This is a genomic window from Tabrizicola sp. (assembly GCF_016793705.1).
In the GTDB taxonomy this organism is placed as follows: Bacteria; Pseudomonadota; Alphaproteobacteria; order Rhodobacterales; family Rhodobacteraceae; genus Tabrizicola.
The window spans coordinates 21,070-39,036 of record NZ_JAEULO010000067.1; the positions used below are offsets into that span (position 1 = coordinate 21,070).

At 67.0% G+C, this 17,967-nt stretch carries 14 protein-coding genes and 1 riboswitch; of the genes, 2 read left to right on the forward strand and 12 right to left on the reverse strand.

The features are described 5' to 3' along the window. Positions 1-77 precede the first annotated feature (77 nt). From JNJ68_RS17235 to JNJ68_RS17250, 4 genes are all read right to left on the reverse strand, one after another. Positions 78-2,624 (reverse strand): putative PEP-binding protein, encoded by a 2,547-nt coding sequence (locus tag JNJ68_RS17235; RefSeq protein WP_294984306.1) that lies wholly within the window; start codon positions 2,622-2,624, stop codon positions 78-80. 166 nt (positions 2,625-2,790) lie between these two features. Then, a complete protein-coding gene (gene glyS, locus JNJ68_RS17240) occupies positions 2,791-4,926 on the reverse strand; it encodes a glycine--tRNA ligase subunit beta (RefSeq protein WP_294984309.1) in 2,136 nt (711 codons plus the stop codon). After that, complete coding sequence (locus JNJ68_RS17245; protein WP_294984312.1) at positions 4,926-5,474, reverse strand: DUF6446 family protein; 549 nt, start codon at positions 5,472-5,474, stop codon at positions 4,926-4,928. Before JNJ68_RS17245 ends, glyS begins: the two co-directional genes overlap by 1 nt. Then, positions 5,471-6,397 (reverse strand): glycine--tRNA ligase subunit alpha, encoded by a 927-nt coding sequence (locus JNJ68_RS17250; RefSeq protein ID WP_294984313.1) that lies wholly within the window; start codon positions 6,395-6,397, stop codon positions 5,471-5,473. The genes JNJ68_RS17245 and JNJ68_RS17250 overlap by 4 nt, the downstream gene beginning before the upstream one ends. A 164-nt stretch (positions 6,398-6,561) precedes the next feature. On the opposite strand from JNJ68_RS17250, the gene JNJ68_RS17255 reads away from it, so the two are divergent. Beyond that, complete coding sequence (locus JNJ68_RS17255) at positions 6,562-8,313, forward strand: trypsin-like peptidase domain-containing protein (protein ID WP_294984316.1); 1,752 nt, start codon at positions 6,562-6,564, stop codon at positions 8,311-8,313. Between the two features lie 3 nt (positions 8,314-8,316). On the opposite strand, the gene JNJ68_RS17260 is transcribed toward JNJ68_RS17255, so the two are convergent. From JNJ68_RS17260 to metZ, 3 genes are all read right to left on the reverse strand, one after another. Further along, the gene (locus tag JNJ68_RS17260; RefSeq protein ID WP_294984317.1) at positions 8,317-9,765 is read right to left on the reverse strand and encodes a TrkH family potassium uptake protein; all 1,449 of its coding nucleotides are present in this window, start codon (positions 9,763-9,765) and stop codon (positions 8,317-8,319) included. Positions 9,766-9,823: 58 nt separating this feature from the next. Further along, a complete protein-coding gene (gene folE2 / locus JNJ68_RS17265; RefSeq protein WP_294984320.1) occupies positions 9,824-10,909 on the reverse strand; it encodes a GTP cyclohydrolase FolE2 in 1,086 nt (361 codons plus the stop codon). Between the two features lie 153 nt (positions 10,910-11,062). Then, a complete protein-coding gene (gene metZ / locus JNJ68_RS17270; protein ID WP_294984323.1) occupies positions 11,063-12,247 on the reverse strand; it encodes an O-succinylhomoserine sulfhydrylase in 1,185 nt (394 codons plus the stop codon). A gap of 47 nt (positions 12,248-12,294) precedes the next feature. Then, positions 12,295-12,372, reverse strand: a riboswitch (SAM riboswitch). Between the two features lie 102 nt (positions 12,373-12,474). On the opposite strand from metZ, the gene JNJ68_RS17275 reads away from it, so the two are divergent. Next, on the forward strand, positions 12,475-13,590 hold the full coding sequence (locus tag JNJ68_RS17275; RefSeq protein ID WP_294984326.1) for a tetratricopeptide repeat protein: 1,116 nt from the start codon (positions 12,475-12,477) through the stop codon (positions 13,588-13,590). Positions 13,591-13,636: 46 nt separating this feature from the next. Here the strand turns inward: JNJ68_RS17275 and JNJ68_RS17280 are convergent, their stop codons facing one another. The 5 genes from JNJ68_RS17280 to ftsY all read right to left on the reverse strand — a co-directional run bounded on the left by JNJ68_RS17280 (position 13,637) and on the right by ftsY (position 17,956). Then, positions 13,637-14,269 (reverse strand): hypothetical protein, encoded by a 633-nt coding sequence (locus JNJ68_RS17280; protein ID WP_294984328.1) that lies wholly within the window; start codon positions 14,267-14,269, stop codon positions 13,637-13,639. A 97-nt stretch (positions 14,270-14,366) separates the two neighbouring features. Continuing rightward, on the reverse strand, positions 14,367-14,975 hold the full coding sequence (locus JNJ68_RS17285; RefSeq protein WP_294984330.1) for a septation protein IspZ: 609 nt from the start codon (positions 14,973-14,975) through the stop codon (positions 14,367-14,369). Positions 14,976-15,028: 53 nt separating this feature from the next. Further along, positions 15,029-15,913, reverse strand: coding sequence for a hypothetical protein (locus JNJ68_RS17290; protein WP_294984332.1), 885 nt, complete (start codon positions 15,911-15,913; stop codon positions 15,029-15,031). After that, entirely contained in the window at positions 15,903-16,835 is a 933-nt protein-coding gene (locus JNJ68_RS17295; RefSeq protein WP_294984336.1) for a hypothetical protein, read from the reverse strand. Before JNJ68_RS17295 ends, JNJ68_RS17290 begins: the two co-directional genes overlap by 11 nt. Continuing rightward, complete coding sequence (ftsY, locus tag JNJ68_RS17300; protein WP_294984339.1) at positions 16,832-17,956, reverse strand: signal recognition particle-docking protein FtsY; 1,125 nt, start codon at positions 17,954-17,956, stop codon at positions 16,832-16,834. Before ftsY ends, JNJ68_RS17295 begins: the two co-directional genes overlap by 4 nt. Positions 17,957-17,967 lie beyond the last annotated feature (11 nt).

A 17,967-nucleotide genomic window follows, 5' to 3' on the forward strand; every position in this document is an offset into this window, starting at 1 on the left:
GAAATTAATGCTGCATGAGCGAAATGTCGCCGAAAAATCGGCAGAATCTCTTAAGATTATTCAGCAAGCAACTGATATTAAATATCTTTCGTCCTGTCGTTGAGCGCGAGATGCGCCGCCGCCAGCCTCGCCATCGGCACCCGGTAAGGCGAACAGGAGACATAGTCGAACCCGGCCCGGCGGCAGAAGTCGATGGATTCCGGGTTGCCGCCATGTTCGCCGCAGATCGACAAAGTCAGATCTTTCCGGGTCTTGCGGCCCCTATCGGCCCCGATGTGCAGCAGTTCGCCCACCCCATCGACGTCGAGGATATGGAACGGGTCTTCCGGGAAGACACCCTGCCGGACATAGGTGTTCATGAACCGCCCGGCGTCATCACGGCTCAACCCGTAGGTCATCTGGGTGAGGTCGTTGGTGCCGAAGGACAGGAAGGCTGCGTGCTGGGCGATCTCTCCGGCCCGAAGCGCCGCGCGCGGGGTTTCGACCATCACCCCGAGCTTGTAGTCGAACCCGGCCCCCGCCTTGGTGCGCACCATCGCCGCCACCGCGTCGATCCGGGTCTTGACCAGTTCCACCTCGCGCCGGGCGCTGACCAGCGGGATCATGATCTCGGGCACCACCGGGGCGCCGCGGCGGGCGCTTTCGATGGTCGCCTCGAAGATCGCCTGGGCCTGCATGTCGTAGATTTCCGGCAGGACAACGCCCAGCCGGACGCCGCGCATCCCGAGCATCGGGTTCACCTCGGTCAGCGCCTCGGCCCGGCGGGTGACTTCGCTGAGGGGCCGGTCCAGAGCTTCGGACAGGTCGCGCAGGCCTTCGCGGTCCGAGGGCAGGAATTCGTGCAGGGGCGGGTCGAACAGGCGGATGCAGACCGGCAGTCCCTGCATGATTTCAAAGAGCTGCACGAAATCGGCGCGCTGCATCGGCAGAAGCCGGGCGAGCGCGGCGGCCCGGTCGCCGGGGCTGTCGGCGAAGATCATCTCGCGCATGACGATCAGACGATCCTCGTCGAAGAACATATGCTCGGTCCGGCAGAGGCCGATCCCTTGCGCCTCGAACTTCCGCGCAGTTTCGGCATCGGCGGGGGTATCGGCATTGGCGCGGATACCGATGTCGCGCACCTCGTCGGCCCAGGCCAGCAGCCTGCGGAAACTGTCGTCCAGCCCGGGGGGCAGCATTTCCGCAGCACCCGCCAGCGCCTCGCCCTTCGATCCGTCCAGGGTCACCACGTCGCCCTCGCGGAAGATGCGCCCGTCGATCGCGGTCAGCTTCCTGTCGCGCGCATCCAGCCGCAGTTCCGACGCGCCCACCACGCAAGGCAGCCCCAGCCCCCGCGCGATCACCGCGGCGTGCGAGGTCATGCCGCCGCGTTCGGTCAGCACCGCCGCTGCCGAATGCATGCCGCGAATATCCTCGGGCGCGGTTTCCCGGCGGACGAGAATGCAGGCCTCGCCCCGCGCCGCCGCTGCCTGCGCTGCGGTGGAGGAAAACACCAGAATCCCCGTTGCCGCCCCGGGTGAGGCCGCGATTCCCCGGGCGATCACATCGCGTTCCCCGCGCGGGTCGACCTGGTGGTGAAGGAGTTCGGACAGCGCGCGCGGTTCGACCCGCAGCACCGCCTCGTCCTTCGGGATCACCCCATCCTCGGCCAGCGCCACCGCGATCCGCAGCCCCGCCCGGGCCGAACGTTGCACCTTGACAGCGTCCAGCACGGCCAAGCGGCCATCCTCGATGGTGAATTCGACCTGCATCTCCTCGCGGAGACGGGTGCGGCAGGTGGTACCGAACTCCACCAGTTTCGCGAAGATCTCGGGCGAGACATCCTCCAGCGAGGGCCCACGCGGGTCGCGCGTCAGATACAGGGCCTCGGTCGTCTTCAGCGCGTCGCGGCCCTGGCTTTGCCCCAGATAGCGCCCGGTGATCTGCGGTTGGCCCGTCACCGGATCGACGAACTGGATCACACCCGAGCCGGAAATGCCCTGCCCGATCCCCTGCGCCATCTCCTGCACGACAAGGCCCAGCGCCGCCTCGTCCGGGGCGCCCTTGGCCTGGCGCAACAGGCGGGCGGAAGTTCCTTCCCACGCCCGCGCCATCGACCGCAGAACTTCCGACAGCTGCTGAGCGGGATCCTGCGGGAAGGGCTCGTCGGTCTCGACCTCGTATTCCCGCAGCGCATCCTTCAACGCGCCCGGCCCCGGCTTCAGCCCGTCGAACACGTCGGGGTCGAGCCTTGCCACATGGATCGCATAGGCCTGCACGAAGCGCAGATACAGCGCATCCGCCGCCGCCTCGCCATGGGTTTCGGCCAGCCGGGCATGGCGCTTGGCGTTGAGGCCGATGTTGAGGATCGTCCCCGGCCCGCCCCAATCGGGGTTCGCGGGGCTGGGGCGCACGCTGATCAGCGGGCCATCACCGAAATGGTCGAGGATACCGGCAGCATCCACCCCATGCCCTGCGGCGATGGCGCGGATGGTGGTTGCGGGCAGGGCCACGGATTTCGGCACCGGCAGGTCCAGCCGCACCAGCCGTTGCAGGCATTTTGCCCGCCAGCCATGCGCCGCCGTCGCGATCTGCGCCGAGGGCGTGATCTGGACGAACTCCGCGATGGGATCGTGTTTCTGCACCGCAGCACCTTTTGTTCAGGTGCAGAATACGCCGAAAGACCCGTCACGCAAGCGTCACATGGGGCGTCGGTGCTGAATCTTCGGGCGACAGGAAAACCCGCCCCGGACTTGATCCGGGGCCTCGTGGGTCAAAGGGAGGCCCCGGATCAAGTCCGGGGCGCTCTCCCTAGCCTTCGATCCGCGTCAGATCGGCAACGCCGGAACAGATGGTCCTGATGCGGTGGAGGAGGTTCAGCCGGTTCCGGCGGATGATCTCGTTGTCCGCGTTCACCTGAACGGCGGTGAAGAAGGCATCGATGGGCGCGCGGAGGGCGGCCATCGCGGACATGGCGGTGGCGAAATCCTCTTGTGCCATAGCGGGCGTGATGGTCGCCTCGGCCTTGTCCAGCGCGGCGAATAGGGCGCGTTCCGCATCGGTTTCGGCGAACTTCGGGTCCGCGCCGAAGGAATATTCCACGCCGTCCTTGGCCTCGGCTTGGCTCAGGATGTTGTTCGCCCGCTTGAACCCTTGCAGAAGGTTCGCCCCGTCCTCGGTTTTCAGCGTTTCCGACAGCGCCGTGGCCCGCTTGACGAGGAGCGTCAGGTCGTCGTTCCCCGGCATGGCGAGGCAGGCGTCGATGACATCGTGCCGGATGCCCTGGTCCTTGAGGTAGACCTTGAGGCGGTCGTGGAAGAAATCCAAAAGCGCCTGGCTCAGTTCCTCAATCTTATACTGGATCTCTTCAGCCGTGAGCGGCTCAACCCTTCTTTGATCGTGCTGCTGCGAGCGCACAGCGTCTTCCAACGCCCCACGGTAGATTGCGCTAATCGCCAAATTCTTCACTTGATTATTCAGTACGAGGCGAATGCATCCAATGGCTGCGCGTCTCAGAGCAAACGGGTCTTTCGATCCGGTGGGCAACTCTTCAATGCCAAAGAATCCGCCCAAGACGGCACCCTTGTCGGCCAGCGCCACGGCGACCGAGACCGGCTCGGTCGGCACCCCGTCCCCCTCCCCCTTCGGCCGCCAGTGGTCTCGCGCCGCATCCGCCACCGCAGGCTTCTCCCCCGCCTCCAGCGCGTAATAGCGGCCCATCACGCCCTGCAACTCGGGGAACTCGCCCACCATCGAGGAGCGCAGGTCCAGCTTCGCCAGCCGCGCCGCGCGTTCGGAATCCTCGGGATCGGCCCCGACCAGCGGCGCAATCTCCCGCGCCAATGCCGCGATCCGGTCGATCCGTTCCGCCTGGCTCCCGAGCTTGTTGTGGAAGGTCACGGCCTTCAGACCCTCGGCCCATTCGGCCATCCCGGCCTTGGCAACCCGCAGGTCGTTTTCCCAGAAGAACTTCGCGTCGGAGAGCCGCGCCGCGAGGACCTTCTGGTTGCCCTTCAGGATCACCGCGCCGCCGTCCGGGGCCTCGATGTTGGCGACCGTCACGAAGCCCTCGATCCGCCCGGTCTTCGGGTTCCTGACCGAGAAGAACTTCTGGTGCTCCTTCATCGAGGTCTGCAACACCTCCGGCGGCAGGGCGAGGAACTGGTCAGCGATCCGCCCCATCAGCGGCACCGGCCATTCGACCAACCCCGCGACCTCGGTCAGCAGGCCCGGATCGCCGACCACTTCCATCCCGGCGGCGAAGGCCAGGTTCTGCGCCCCCTGCCAGATCGCCGCCTCGCGTTCCGCCGTGTCCAGCACCACCCGCGCGCGCTTCAGCTTCACAGCGTAATCATCGAAGCCCTGGACGGTGAACCGCCCGTTGCCCATGAAGCGGTGGCCTTCGGTCACGTTGCCCGCGACGATCCCGTCCACGGTCAGCGGCACCACATGCGCGCCGCCTTCATCGGACAGCAGGCAGATGATCGACTGCAAGGGCCGCACCCAGCGCAACGACCCCGCGCCCCAGCGCATCGACTTCGGCCAGGGGAAGGCGCGGATCACCGCTTCCAGCACCTCGGCCACGATCTCCGCCGCCTCCCGGCCCGGCTTTTCGACCACGGCATAGAAGGTCTCGCCCTTCTTCTCCGTCCGCCGCTCCAGCTGGTCCAGCGTCAGGCCCGTGGAGCGCAGGAACCCCTCCACCGCCTGCGCGGGGGCAGAGGTCGACGGCCCCTTGCGTTCCTCCCTGACCGGGCGGCTCTCGGCGGTCAGCCCCTCAACCGACAGCACCAGCCGCCGCGGCGTCGAAAAGGCCCCGGCAGAGGCATAGGTCAGCCCGGCCTCGACCAGCCCGTCCGTCACCAGCCTGCGCAGGTCGTCGCGGGCCTTTCCCTGCATCCGCGCCGGGATTTCCTCGGAGAAGAGTTCGATCAAGAGGTCGGGCATCACTTCAGTCCTTCGGGCACGGGCGGGCAGCCCTCCGGCGCGGGGCGTCCCTCGAAGACTTCCCTGCCGCAGGCATTGATCTGGTTCCAGGCGAAGCCGCGCCCGTCGCCCATCACGGCGACCACACGGTCGACGCCATAGGTGATGTTCGGCTCGGACAGGAAGGCCAGCGCCTCCCCCTTCTCCAGCGCGCCACCGATGGCGGCGGCATCGAAGCAGTCGAAGCCTGAGGGCGCGATCAGGGGCTCGGCACCGGGATAGTCCCGGTAGGTCTCGGTCAGCGTCGCCAGCGTCAGCGGCGTGGTGAAACAGGCGCGGAACTTGATAGGCGAGCTGTCGGCGTCGATCCCCTGCACTCCGTTGACGATGATCGCCTCGGGCTGGTCGCTGGTCAGCGGCACCAGCCGGATCTCCGCGCCCGGCTGGAAGGCGACGGGCGTGTAATAGGCGCGCTCGGCGGTATACCACAGGAAGCCGCCCGTAATGGCCGCAACGATCACGATAGCCCCCACGATGAGCTTGCCGGCATTGATCGGGCCCGCATTCACGCGTCCATCCCCGCCTCGGTCAGCCGGAAGGCATCGGCGCATTTCTTCGCCAAGGCCCGCACCCGGCCGATATAGGCCTGGCGTTCGGTCACGCTGATCACACCCCGCGCGTCGAGCAGGTTGAAGAGATGGCTCGCCTTGATCGTCTGGTCATAGGCGGGATGCGCCATGATGATCCGCTTGCCCGTCTTCGGGTCCTCGGGCTCGAAGGCGAGGAGACGCTCGCATTCGGCCTCGGCGTCCTGGAAATGCCGGAACAGCATCTCGGTCGTCGCACCGTCGAAGTTGTGGCGGGAGTATTCCTCCTCGGTCTGGCGGAAGATGTCGCCATAGGTCAGCGGGATCGGGCTGTCGGGGTCGTTGAAGGGCATGTCCATGACGTGATCGACGCCCATCACATACATCGCCAGCCGTTCCAGCCCATAGGTCAGCTCGCCACTGACGGGCTTGCAGTCATGCCCGCCGACCTGCTGGAAATAGGTGAACTGGCTGACCTCCATCCCGTCGCACCAGACCTCCCAGCCCAGGCCCCAGGCGCCGAGGGTGGGGCTTTCCCAGTCATCCTCGACAAAGCGGATGTCGTGCAGGCCAAGGTCGATGCCGATGGCCGCGAGCGAGCCGAGATAGAGGTCCTGAAGGTTCGCAGGCGAGGGTTTGATGATCACCTGGTACTGGTAATAGTGCTGAAGCCGGTTCGGGTTCTCGCCATAGCGCCCGTCGGTCGGGCGGCGCGAGGGCTGGACATAGGCCGCCGCCCAGGGCTTCGACCCCAGGGACCGCAGCGTGGTGGCGGGGTGGAAGGTGCCCGCGCCCACTTCCATGTCATAGGGTTGCAAGACCGCGCAGCCCTGCGCCGCCCAGTAGGATTGCAGCCGCAGGATGATTTCCTGAAAGCTCTTCGGGGTCGTCGGGGCGTCGGACATGGGCGGCCTCTGGCGGGGGCGGAACGTGCCGCCTTCCCTATCCACTGGGGGCCAGAGGGTCAATTCCGGAAAGGACCGGCGCAAACGTGACCCGTTTCACCCTTGCCGCCGCGCGCGCATTTACTAATGTCGCGCGAAGCGCTTCCGCCTTTCAGGACCTCTTCATGTTCAGACCCGTTGCCCTTCTTGCCCTGCTTCTCTCTGCCCTCATCCTGTTGCAGCCAAGGGCGGGCGCCGCGCAGGACGACACAGTCTGGCTTCAGGTCGAGGCCCTGCCAAACATGGTCTCCGCGAAGGATCGGGCGCAGGCCTACACCTCGCTTTTCCCCGACACGGCAGGCTTCCAGCTGCGTTCGGGATGGTATGGCATCATGATCGGCCCCTACCCGGCTGCCGAAGCGGCCATCAAGCTTGAAGCGCTCAAGCGCGAAGGACAGATCCCCGCCGACAGCTTCATCGCCTATTCCCGCGATTTCCGCGACCAGTACTGGCCGGAAAACGGAGACCCGCCACTGATCCCCGCAACCAATGATGCTGCCACCGCCGAACCCGACCCCGCCGTCGACCCCGAACCCGCCGAGGCGCCCGACGAAACCCGCGCCGAGGCCCGCGACAGCGAGGCGCTGCTTCTGCCCGAGGATCGCAAGGACCTGCAAACCGCGCTGCAATGGTTCGGCTTCTACGCCAGCGGCATCGACGGCGCCTTCGGGCCCGGCACCCGCAATTCCATGGCCGCCTGGCAAGAGGCTGAGGGGCTGGAGCCGACCGGCATCCTGACCACCCGCCAGCGCCGTGCGCTCCTCGACGCCTGGAAGGGCGAGCTTTCGACCTTCGGCTTCACCGAGGTGGTCGAGGCCGAATCCGGCATCACCGTCACCCTGCCGCTGGGCCTTGTCGAATTCGACCATTACGAGCCGCCCTTCGTCCACTACCGCGCCAAGGCCGAGGGCGCCCCCCGCATCCTCCTCATCTCGCAGCCGGGCGACCAGGCCGCGCTCTATGGGCTTTACGACGTGCTGCAGACGCTGGAATCCGTGCCGCTCGACGGCGCGCGCGACCGGGGGGATCGCGATTTCCGCATTCGCGGCACCAGCGCCACCACCGACACCACCGTCTTCGCCGCGCTGAAGGGCGACCGGATCAAGGGCTGGATGCTGATCTCCACCCCCGGCAACGAGGCGCGCGACGCCCGCATCCTGCAAGTGCTGGAACAAAGCTTCAAACCCGACGGGGACAGCGTGCTTGACCCCGGCATGGTGGCGATGGACGCCGGCACAAGGGCGGGGCTCCTCTCCGGCCTCGAAGTGCGGAAACCGAAGCTCAGCCGCACCGGCTTTTTCATCTCGCCCGAAGGCGCGGTACTGACCACCACCGAGGCCGTCGCCGAATGCGGTCGCGTCACCATCGACCGCGCCACGGAGGCCGAGGTCACGCTGACCGACGCGAGGAGCGGACTTGCGCTTTTGAAACCGAAATCGCCCCTCGCCCCCCGCGCCGTGGCAGGCTTCGCCACCACCCCCGGTCGGCCCGGCAGCGAAGTGACCGTTCCCGGCTATTCCTACGAAGACCGCCTGCCCGCCCCCACCCTGACCTTCGGCACGCTCGACGACCTGACCGGCCTGAACGGCGAGTCGGGGCTGAACCGGCTGTCGCTGCAATCGCTGCCCGGCGATGCGGGCGGCGCGGTGCTGGATGCCTCGGGTGCCGTCCTGGGCATGCTGTTGCCCGCCGCCCCCGCTGGCGGCAAGCAGCTGCCCGCAGGCGTGGCCTTCGCACTTCCCAATGCCGAGATCGCCCGCCTTCTGACTCCCACCGGGGTGACGCCTCTTCCTGCAACCAACACCAGCGCCCTTTCGCCCGCCGCACTGGCCGACACCGCGATGGGGATGACCGCGCTCGTCTCCTGCTGGGAGTGACGCTCAGCGCCGCCAGAAGCTTGGGAGCACCATGACAAGGATGGCCAGCAGGCCAAGGCGGCCCAGGATCATGCAAAGCGACATGATGGCGATGGCGCCGGGCGGAAAGTCGATGAAGGTTCCGGTCCGCTCGACCAGCGGCCCGAAGCCGTAGCCGACATTGCCCAGCGAGGTCCAGACCGCGAACAGGGCCGAGACGGTGTCGACGCCCATCAGCGTCATCGCCACGCTCATCGTGCCGAGGATCAGGATGAAGCTCGACACGAAGAGGATCAGCGCGTTCAGCACGTCCTCCTCTACCGGGCGGCCCTCGTAGCGGATCGGGTCGACTGCCGAGGGATTGCCGATCCGCCGGATCTCGCGTTTCAGGACGGCGATCACCAGCTGCACCCGGAAGACCGACAGGCCCGCCGCCGAGGACCCCGAACAGGCGCCGATCACCCCGATCACGAAGGCAACCACCAGCATGAAGCCGCCCCAGCCCGCAAAGCTTGTCGTGCCGAAGCCGGTCGATGACATGATCGAACTCAGGTTGAACAGGCTCTGCCTGATCGCCTCCTCGACGCCGATGTTCGTGGTCAGTATCCGCCAGAGCGCGACGGCGGCGACCGCCATACCCAGCCAGCGCGCATAGGCCCGGACCTGTGCATCCTGCCACAGCGGCACGACCGAGCCGTTCATCAGCTGGACGTAACGGATGTAGGGCAGGCTTGCCAGGAACATGAACAGCGACGAGGCGTACTGGATCGGCGCATTGTAGCGGGTGAAGGAATCGTCATTGGTCGAGAACCCCCCTGTCGCCACGGTGGACATGCCATGCACCACCGCCTCGAAGGATGGCATCCCCAGCACGGCATAGACGACCATCGTGGACCCGGTCAGCGCCAGGTAGACCACCAGCAGCTGCTGGGCGATGTCGGTGGCGCGCGGCAGCACCTTGCCGAAGGTGTCGAAGCCCTCGGTGCGGAAGAACTGCATCCCGCCGATCCGCATCAGCGGCAGGAAGATCATCGCGATGAAGGCGATGCCAAGCCCGCCAAGCCAGTTCAGCATCCCGCGCCAGAGGGTCATGCCCTGCGGCAGGTCCGCCAGGCCCGAGATCACCGAAGCCCCGGTCGTGGTGATGCCGGAAACCGCCTCGAAATAGGCGTTGTTCAGCGAAAGCCCCGGGGCTCCGATCCAGAACGGCAGCGCGCCGAAGAAGGGGACCAGGAACCAGATCGCCGAGGTCAGAAGATAGGCCTGCCGCGTGTCCAGCCCGCGACCCAGCGCATTGCCGGTGGAAAGCGTCAGCCCTCCGCCCACCACCCCGGTCAGCGCGGCGCAAGCGAGGAAATGGTAGCCGTTCTGAAGCCCCGCGCGCCAGTCGATGATGGCCGGGGCCAGCATCAGGATCGCGAGGACGATCAGGATGCGGCCGATGACATAGGCGACGGGGCGGAGGTCAACCATGGTCGGGCATGGCTACGCGGCGCCGCGCGTCACGTCAATCCGGACCGTCAGCGCCCGGTCACCGGCTGTGGATCAGCGTCTGGAAGAGATGAGGGTCGAGGCTTGCCGTGGCGAAGGTCTCACCCTCGGTCAGAAGACTGACCGCATCGTGGCTGTGGAGCGATTCCTGATGGCTCGCCACCACCCGGAAATCGCCGATCCGCGCGTCCCTGCGCAAAGCCTCGCAGAAGAGCCGCGCCGCATCCTCGACGAAGATCGGGTTGGCCGCATTCAGTTCCGCGAAGGCCTGCTCGTCCTCGCGCTTGACCATCACCTGCGTCTCGGTGACGACGGCACCCCGCGCAAGGTCCACCAGATCCTCCAGCGCCATCTCGCCCGCCAGCACCACCGACAACCGCGCGACCGAGCGCTGCGAATGCGGCGTCGCCAGCTGTCCCCGCGTGGCGCGGGCGTGCTCCGACAGCTCCAGACTGCAAGGGCAGGTCGAGGAGTAGACATAGTCCAGATGCACGATCCGCGTGCGGATCCCGGCCTCTTCCACCAGTTCCAGCGCGATGTCGTAGTACTGCCAGCCCGACAGGCCCGAGCGCAGCGACTGCAACTGCATCGGGAACGACAGCCGCATCTGGATGCGCGCGTCGAAGGCCCCGAGGTCGGCCTTGTAATCGTCCAGCGCCGCCTCGATCACCCCGAAGGAAAACTCCTTCTCGGCATGGGCATAGAAGGACCGCATGATGCGGCTCATGTTGATGCCCTTCTTCTCGGCCTCCAGGCTGACCGTCCCGGTGACGCTGGTCTCCAGCACCAGCGCCGCGCCCTCGCGGGTCGCATAGCGGATCGGCAGGCGGAAGTTGGAGATCCCGACATGCTGGATGCGCGACTTCGCGCCCCGGATCAGGCTGGACGGCCCGTTCTGAAGGTCGGGCATCGACGCGCGATAGGCCTCGTCAGCGCGGAACGTTTCCGGATAGACGCGCGACAGCGCCGGATAGCCCTGTCCCGGCACCAACCAGCCCACCGCCGAATCCAGCCGCGAGATGTCCTCGTCGGACGATTTCCCCGCCCATTGCCGTAGCACGGCCAGCGCCGCTTCTGCCTCTTCCCGCGTGGGAAGCCGGTCGATCTCGGGGGTATGGATGTTCATCGGGCTGGTCCTTTCGGTTCGGGCGGGCCATGGCCGCGCCGTCAATTTCCGGAATCTTCTACGAGAGAGGCCCGCCGCCGGATCACCCTGGTCCGGGGCAGGTCTCCATCACATAGGCATTCCGCCGCCCAAAGCAAGCGCCGATTGCGACGATCACGCGACCGAAAGCGCCCGCGTCAGGTCGGCGATCAGGTCATCCGCATCTTCCAGCCCCAGCGACAGCCGGATCAGGCCGGGGGTGATCCCCAGCGCATCCTTCTGGTCCTGCGGCAGCCGCTGGTGCGTCGTGGTCGCCGGATGGGTTGCGATGGTTTTCGCATCGCCCAGGTTGTTCGAGATCTTCACGATCTCCAGCGCGTTCATGAAGCGGAAGGCCGCCTCCTTGCCGCCCGCCACCTCGAACGTGACCAGCGTGCCGCCCGATCCCATCTGCGCCATCGCCAGCGCGTGCTGCGGGTGGCTGGCGAGCCCCGGGAAGATCACCTTCGTCACCTTCGGATACGCCGACAGCGCCCTGGCCACCGTCAGCGCGGTATCGGCCATCGCCCGGCAGCGCAAATCCAGCGTCGCCATACCGTTCAGGTGCATCCAGGCAGTGAACGGGCTCATGCTGCCGCCGGTGTGCTTCATGTAGGGTTCCAGCACCTTGCGGATGAACTCCTGCGTACCGCAGACCACGCCCCCCAGCGCCCGGCCCTGGCCATCGACATGCTTCGTCGTGGAATAGACCACCACATCCGCACCCTGCTCCACCGCGCGGGAAAAGACCGGCGTCGCGAAGACGTTGTCGCAGATCACCAGTGCCCCCGCGGCATGGGCGATCTGGCTCACGCCGCGAATGTCCACCAGCTCCAGCGTCGGGTTCGACATCGATTCGAAGAACACCGCCTTGGTTCCCGGCACCACCGCCTTGCGCCACTGGTCGAGGTCGGCGCCGTCGACGAAGGTCACCTTGACACCGAAGCGCTGGAGCACCTCCTCCAGCACGTAAAGACAGGACCCGAAGAGCGCGCGGGAACTGACCACATGATCCCCGGCCCGCAGGCAGGACATCAGCGCGCCCGAGACAGCCGCCATCCCGCTCGCCGTCGCGAAGGCGTCCTCCGTGCCCTCCAGCGCGGCGATCCGCTCCTCGAACATGCGGGTCGTCGGGTTGCCGTAGCGGGCATAGATGAACTCGTCCTCGCCCGCCTTCACGAAGCGCGCCTCCGCCGCCTCGGCGGTGGGGTAGACAAAGCCCTGCGTCAGGAAGATCGCCTCGGCCATCTCGCCATATTGGCTGCGGCGGGTGCCTTCGTGCACCAGTTGCGTGCGGGTCTTCCAGTCCTTCGATGACATCGCGGGCCTCCCGGCCAATAAAAAGCCCCGGACAACCAAAAGGTGCCGGGGCAACGCCCTTCACCTCTTTAGCGGCTTGTTTAACGTGGCCCGCAATCCGGTAACAAAGCGCCACGGAGGCCTGCATACGCCCGTGGCTCGGCAGGGTCAATGCCGCCGCTCCCATCGCCCTTGATTTTCCCCGACAGGTGACGGACGCTCCAGCCGCAACCACTTTGCAGGCCCCCATGCGCCCGTTCCTCTTCGTCCTTGCCGCCCTGATCCCCGCCGCCGCCCAGGCTCAGACCTGCGACGACCGCGGCCAGGATTACGAGGCCCGGATCGCCCTTTGCGACCAGGCCTTCGAGGCCGCCGAAACACCCGAGGCCGCCGCCCAGGCCCTGTCGCTCAAGGGTGAGGCGCAGCGGATGCTCGGCCAGCTCGACGAGGCTGCCGCCACCCTGCAACAGGCGCTCGGCTACACGCCGGAAAACGCCTGGGTCTGGGTCGAGCTGGGCAATGTCCGCTACGACCAGGGCGACAGCGCCGGGGCGCTCGCGCATTATTCCGCCGCGCTGGCGGTCGAGGACTATATCGACGCCTGGGCCAACCGGGCCGAAAGCTGGTGGCAGTTCAACGCCGGCCAGCGCTGTTCCGACGATGCCGACAACGCCCTTCGGATCGACCCGCAATATGCCTATGCGAACGAGATCAAGGGCCGCTGCCTGATCGACCTCGGCCGGGCGGAAGAGGCGCTGTCCTACTTCGACACCGCGATCTCGCTGGTCCCCGGCTACCAGAACGCCTACCGCAACAAGCTGGCCGCGCTGGCCGCCCTTGGCCGGTACGAGGATGTCGTCGCCGTCGCGGACGAAGCGCTCCGCCCAGACGTGGTCGCCGATCCGAACCCGTCGATCGAGGAAGACATCCTCGCCCGCCGCCTTCTCGCCCTTGGCGAATACGCGCCCCCCGCGACGGTGGCGACCGAGGCAGAGGCGCTGCTCAAGCGCTATCCGGAGAACCTTGCCGCGGTGAACGTGCAAGGCGCGGCCTTGCTGGCCAACGGCAAGGCCGAGGAGGCCGACCGCGTGACCCAGGTCCTGCGCCAGAACCCGAACGGCGCCCGGATGGAGGCCACCTATCACGACACGCTGGCCCGGATCGACGCCGCCCTGGGCCGGATGGAGGATGCCTATGCCAATTTCGAGGCCGCGCTGAACCTCGACGCCGCGCTCTCGAAGACCTATGCCCGCAAACTGTCGGAACTGGGCTTCCTGCCCCTGTCGAACGCGCCCTCCGGGGTGTTGACCGCGCTTCGGCGCTGCATCGACGTGAAGAAGGCCGCCTGCGTCATGTCGCAATGAAAAGGGCGCCCGCAGGGGCGCCCGGAACGCGGCGGTGTCACGCCCCTCAGGCCTCGTGGCCCGCATCCAGGTTGATCACCGTCAGCACCATGGCGCGCAACACCGTATGCCCGATGATCGGCAGCACCGCCCAGAACAGAAGCCAGTGCGACGGATCGACCGCGCGGATCATGGTTTCGTTCAGCAGGAGGAAGCCGAAGTTGTAGACCACCATCATCCTGGTCAGGTTCGGCAGGTGCTCGGCCATCTCGGCATCCGGCCAGAAGCTTGCGGCGGTCGAGACGCGCTTGTTCAGCACGTCCTGAAGGAAGACGCCCGCGATCACCACGTAGAACGCGCTCTGCATCCGCTGGCACCACAGCGGATCGTCGACCATTGCCACCACCAGCAGCGGCAGGCCCGCGAAAAGCACTGCGAAGACCACGGCCTGCGCCACCGAATAGCGCGTCAGCATGCGGCGCACCATGCCCTCGAACCCCATGCCGACCCGCACCGCCAGCGCCAGCAGGAAGGCTGTGGCAAAGGCCTGTCCGCCCTGCTCCGGCCCCAGAGCCACCGACAGCACCGGATAGCCGATGAGCAGCACCGCGCCGGGCAGATACAGCGCGCGCGACAGGGGCGGCAGGTCCTGGAACAGGCTCAGGAACAGGCGGAGAAGATCGAATGGCGTGCGGTGCATGGTGAACCCCTCTGAAGCTCACCTTCGGGTTTAGAGAGGCATCAAGGCAGAGCTGGGGCAGAACCCCGCCCCAAGCGGGGCATTCCTGTGCCGCGCCTCAGGCTTCGTCCTCCGGCTCCTCGATCAGGTAGCCGTGCAGCGCCATGAAGTTCGCCATCAGGAACAGAAACAGCGCCGCGGGCATCGCGAAGGTCTCCAGGATGACCCAGGTCTCTTCGGACTGGGTGCGCCAGATCACCTCGTTCGCCACCGCAAGGGCCGCAAACATCAGTGCAAGCCTGCGGGTGAGTATCATCCAACCCTCTGGTTTCATGGGCAAAGCCTCGGCCATCACCCATTGCAGCAGACTCTTGCCGCGGACAAGGCCCGCCCCCAGGATCAGCGCGAAGGTGCCATAGACGAAGGTTGTCTTCATCTTGAAGAAGGTCGCGTCGTTGAACCAGGCCGTGAGCCCGCCGAAGAAGACGACCATCACACCGACGAAGACCTGCATCCGGCTGATCGTGCCCGTCAATAACCAGAGGATGAGTGATGCAACCAGAAGCAACGGAACCAGGATCAGCGCCGCCACAATGAAGCCAGAATACTCGGTCGCGCCGAAGGTGAACGACTCATCCTTGATCCGCATGTAGATCAGGAAGAAGACCACGGTCGGGCCCAGTTCCAGCACCTGCTTGAGAATCGGGTTGATCTTCCGCTCGGCCATCGCCTCATCCTTCCTGGCAACTCTGGCCTATCTGGCGCGGATCATCGCCATGTTCAAGGACCAAGCCCCGGCTGCCAGTCGACCGTCAGCACGGCATCCGCCAAAAGCCGTGCAAGCGCCGCCGCCCCCGAAGGATCGTCCGACAGAGCCAATGGCCCGAGGCGAGCCGCGCCCAGTCCGGCCTCGGAGGTGAAATCGAGCACCATCCTTCCCCGACCCTGCGGCAGAGCGGCCACGACAGCCTCAAGCTCGGAGGCAGTGTCGCCCGCAAGTCTCGTGATCGGCAGGTTCTCCAGCAGCCGGCGCAGCGCCTCACGCGCCGCATCCACAGCGGCATTGCCGGTCGCGCCTTCGGCAAGTCGGCCTCCCGCCGCCTCCATGACCGGCCGCAAGAGCCGGCCATCATTGCGCCAGTCGAGGCGCAGGCCAGTCAGCGTCGCCAAGGCCAGGCTCTCCCGCGAAAACCCTCCGCCGCTCAGCTCTGCCTCCAGCAACAGCTCGGTGCCGCCCGAAAGCACCACCCTCACGTCGCGCAATTCCAGCCCGTCCCGCTCTGCAGACCGCTGCAATGTCAGCGTCGCATCCACGGTCTGAAGCCGCAGGACCGATCGCAGCACGGCATCTTCGGACCGGTCGCCCACCTGCGGCGCGATCCGCGCCCGGCCAACCCGCAGCGACAGGCTTTCCGGTCCATCCCCGGTTTCGCTGCCTGCCAGTTCCAGCCGCTCGACACTGATCCTGGGCAGGTCCCCGGCGCGCAGCGTGGCACCCTCGGCCACGCACCAGCCGTCGACTGTCGGGCTCGGCGGCAGGGTCACGCCGTAGCCGGTCAGTCCCTGAAACAGCGCCGCAAGCCTGTCGCATCCCATGGCCACCGGCTCGGCCGCGACTGGTGCCGTCAGCCCGAACGCAAATGCGAGCGCGAGCCTAAGGCGCATCGGCGTGTGTCCAATCGACATCCAGCGACACTCCGTCGAACAGCGGCGCAGCCTCGGCGATCGTGTCCGGCACGCCGGTCGCCGCATAGCCCGCCACCCGCGCCGGACCGGTCCCCGGCGCGGCGCGCAGCGCCATGGTCAGTTCGCCAGAGGGATTCGGCAACTCCATGATCAGGGCAAGAAGCGCGTCCTTGCTGGCGACCGAGAAGCTGGATTCTGGCAAGTTGACCACGACAGTGATCAGATCTGTCCGAAGCGCATCCACAGCGGCAACCATATCGCCTTCATACGGCAAGAAAGCTGTTCCGAGAGGCATCAGCAGATAGCCCTCGAACAACCCGTGCGTGGTGATCCGCAGGTCAGCCTCCGACAGTACAAATCCGGTCATGGACATCTGTCCCGCGCCCGGCGACGACAGATCGACCCGGTCCACCCGCGCCGAAAGCTCCACCAGGTTGTCGCCGGGGAAGTCCACGCTCAGCACATCCAGCCGCAGCACCTTCTCCCCCGCGTCCCAGGAGAGCGAGGCCTGCGCATCAATCCCGTTCGGACGCGCCTGCGCCGCGAACAGCCAGTCCATCTGCGGGTTTCCGGTCTGAACGACCATACGCAGCCCCTCGACCACGATTTCCAGGTCTTCCGGCGCGGTCGAGCCGTCCGCAATCCAGCCCAGCGCCGACCCGCGAAACATCAGCCGGTCGACGTGCAGGTCGGGGGTGTACTGCCCCTCAAGGTCAAGAACCGGGGCCCGCACGCTGCACCAGTCCCCGTCCTGCGTCACCTCGGCCGTCAGATTCGTGCCAAGACCGGCCAGGCCCTCGCTCACTTTGGCCCAGGCCGCTGCGCACAGGGCCTGCCCCGCCAGCCCCTCGGCGCCCGCCGGGCTTGCCAGCACCAGCGCCAGAAGCCCCGCGCGGATCATGCCTCCGCCCCGACCAGCGCGCGGGCGAACTCCTCCGGGTCGAAGGGTGCCAGGTCGTCGATCTGCTCGCCCACGCCGATGGCATGGATCGGCAGCCCGAACTTGTCGGCCAGTGCGACCAGCACGCCGCCCTTGGCCGTCCCGTCCAGCTTCGTCATCACCAGACCGCTCACCTCTGCGATCTTGCGGAAGATGTCGACCTGCGTCACCGCGTTCTGACCCGTCGTCCCGTCCAGCACCAGAAGCGTATTGTGCGGCGCCGTCGGATCGACCTTGCGGATGACGCGCACGATCTTCGCCAGTTCCTCCATCAGGTCCTGCCGGTTCTGCAACCGCCCCGCCGTGTCGATCATCAGAAGGTCCGCGCCATCGGCGCGCGCCCTGGTCAAGGCGTCGAAGGCCAGCGAGGCCGGGTCCGACCCCTCCGGCGCGGTCAAGACCGGTACGCCAGCCCGCTTGCCCCAGATCTGCAACTGCTCCACCGCCGCCGCGCGGAACGTGTCGCCCGCCGCGATCACCACTTCTTTCCCCGCCGCCTTGAACTGGCTGGCCAGCTTGCCGATCGTGGTGGTCTTGCCCGAGCCGTTCACCCCCACCACCAGCACCACCTGCGGCTTCTGCGGGTACAGGGGCATCGGCCGCGCCACCGGCTCCATGATACGCGCCACCTCGGCCGCCAGGGCCGCCCGCAGCTCGCCGGTGGAAATCCGCCGACCGAACCGCCCCTCGGCGATGTTCGCCGTTACCCGCACCGCCGTGTCGACCCCCATGTCGGCCTGGATCAGCAGTTCCTCCAGGCTTTCCAGCATGGCGTCGTCCAGCACCCGGCGCGGCTCCTCGCTCCGGCCCATCAGCCGCCCGAAAAGCCCCGGCTTCTCCAACGCCGGCTTCGGCTCGACCGGCTTCGGCGGCGCGGGCTCCGGCGCGGCTGGCTCCGGCGCCTTTGCAACGGGCTCAGCGGGGTCCTCCGCCATCGGCGCACCTGCCTGCGCAGGCGCCTCGGGCTCGGGCGACAGGGCCTCGCCGGTCTCCGCCCCTTCCGCCACCAGCGCCTCCAGCCCCTCGCCGATCTTGTCCGACGACCGGAACAGCCGATCCTTGAGTTTCTTGAAGAACGACATGGGCGGCACCC

Coding starts and splice junctions, on each gene's coding strand:
- glyS (WP_294984309.1), bottom strand. CDS start 4,926: ATGCCCGACCTCTTGATCGAACTCTTCTCCGAGGAAATCCCGGCGCGG.
- JNJ68_RS17250 (WP_294984313.1), bottom strand. CDS start 6,397: ATGTCCGACGCCCCGACGACCCCGAAGAGCTTTCAGGAAATCATCCTG.
- JNJ68_RS17255 (WP_294984316.1), top strand. CDS start 6,562: ATGTTCAGACCCGTTGCCCTTCTTGCCCTGCTTCTCTCTGCCCTCATC.
- JNJ68_RS17260 (WP_294984317.1), bottom strand. CDS start 9,765: ATGGTTGACCTCCGCCCCGTCGCCTATGTCATCGGCCGCATCCTGATC.
- folE2 (WP_294984320.1), bottom strand. CDS start 10,909: ATGAACATCCATACCCCCGAGATCGACCGGCTTCCCACGCGGGAAGAG.
- metZ (WP_294984323.1), bottom strand. CDS start 12,247: ATGTCATCGAAGGACTGGAAGACCCGCACGCAACTGGTGCACGAAGGC.
- JNJ68_RS17275 (WP_294984326.1), top strand. CDS start 12,475: ATGCGCCCGTTCCTCTTCGTCCTTGCCGCCCTGATCCCCGCCGCCGCC.
- JNJ68_RS17280 (WP_294984328.1), bottom strand. CDS start 14,269: ATGCACCGCACGCCATTCGATCTTCTCCGCCTGTTCCTGAGCCTGTTC.
- JNJ68_RS17285 (WP_294984330.1), bottom strand. CDS start 14,975: ATGGCCGAGCGGAAGATCAACCCGATTCTCAAGCAGGTGCTGGAACTG.
- JNJ68_RS17290 (WP_294984332.1), bottom strand. CDS start 15,913: ATGCGCCTTAGGCTCGCGCTCGCATTTGCGTTCGGGCTGACGGCACCA.
- JNJ68_RS17295 (WP_294984336.1), bottom strand. CDS start 16,835: ATGATCCGCGCGGGGCTTCTGGCGCTGGTGCTGGCAAGCCCGGCGGGC.
- ftsY (WP_294984339.1), bottom strand. CDS start 17,956: ATGTCGTTCTTCAAGAAACTCAAGGATCGGCTGTTCCGGTCGTCGGAC.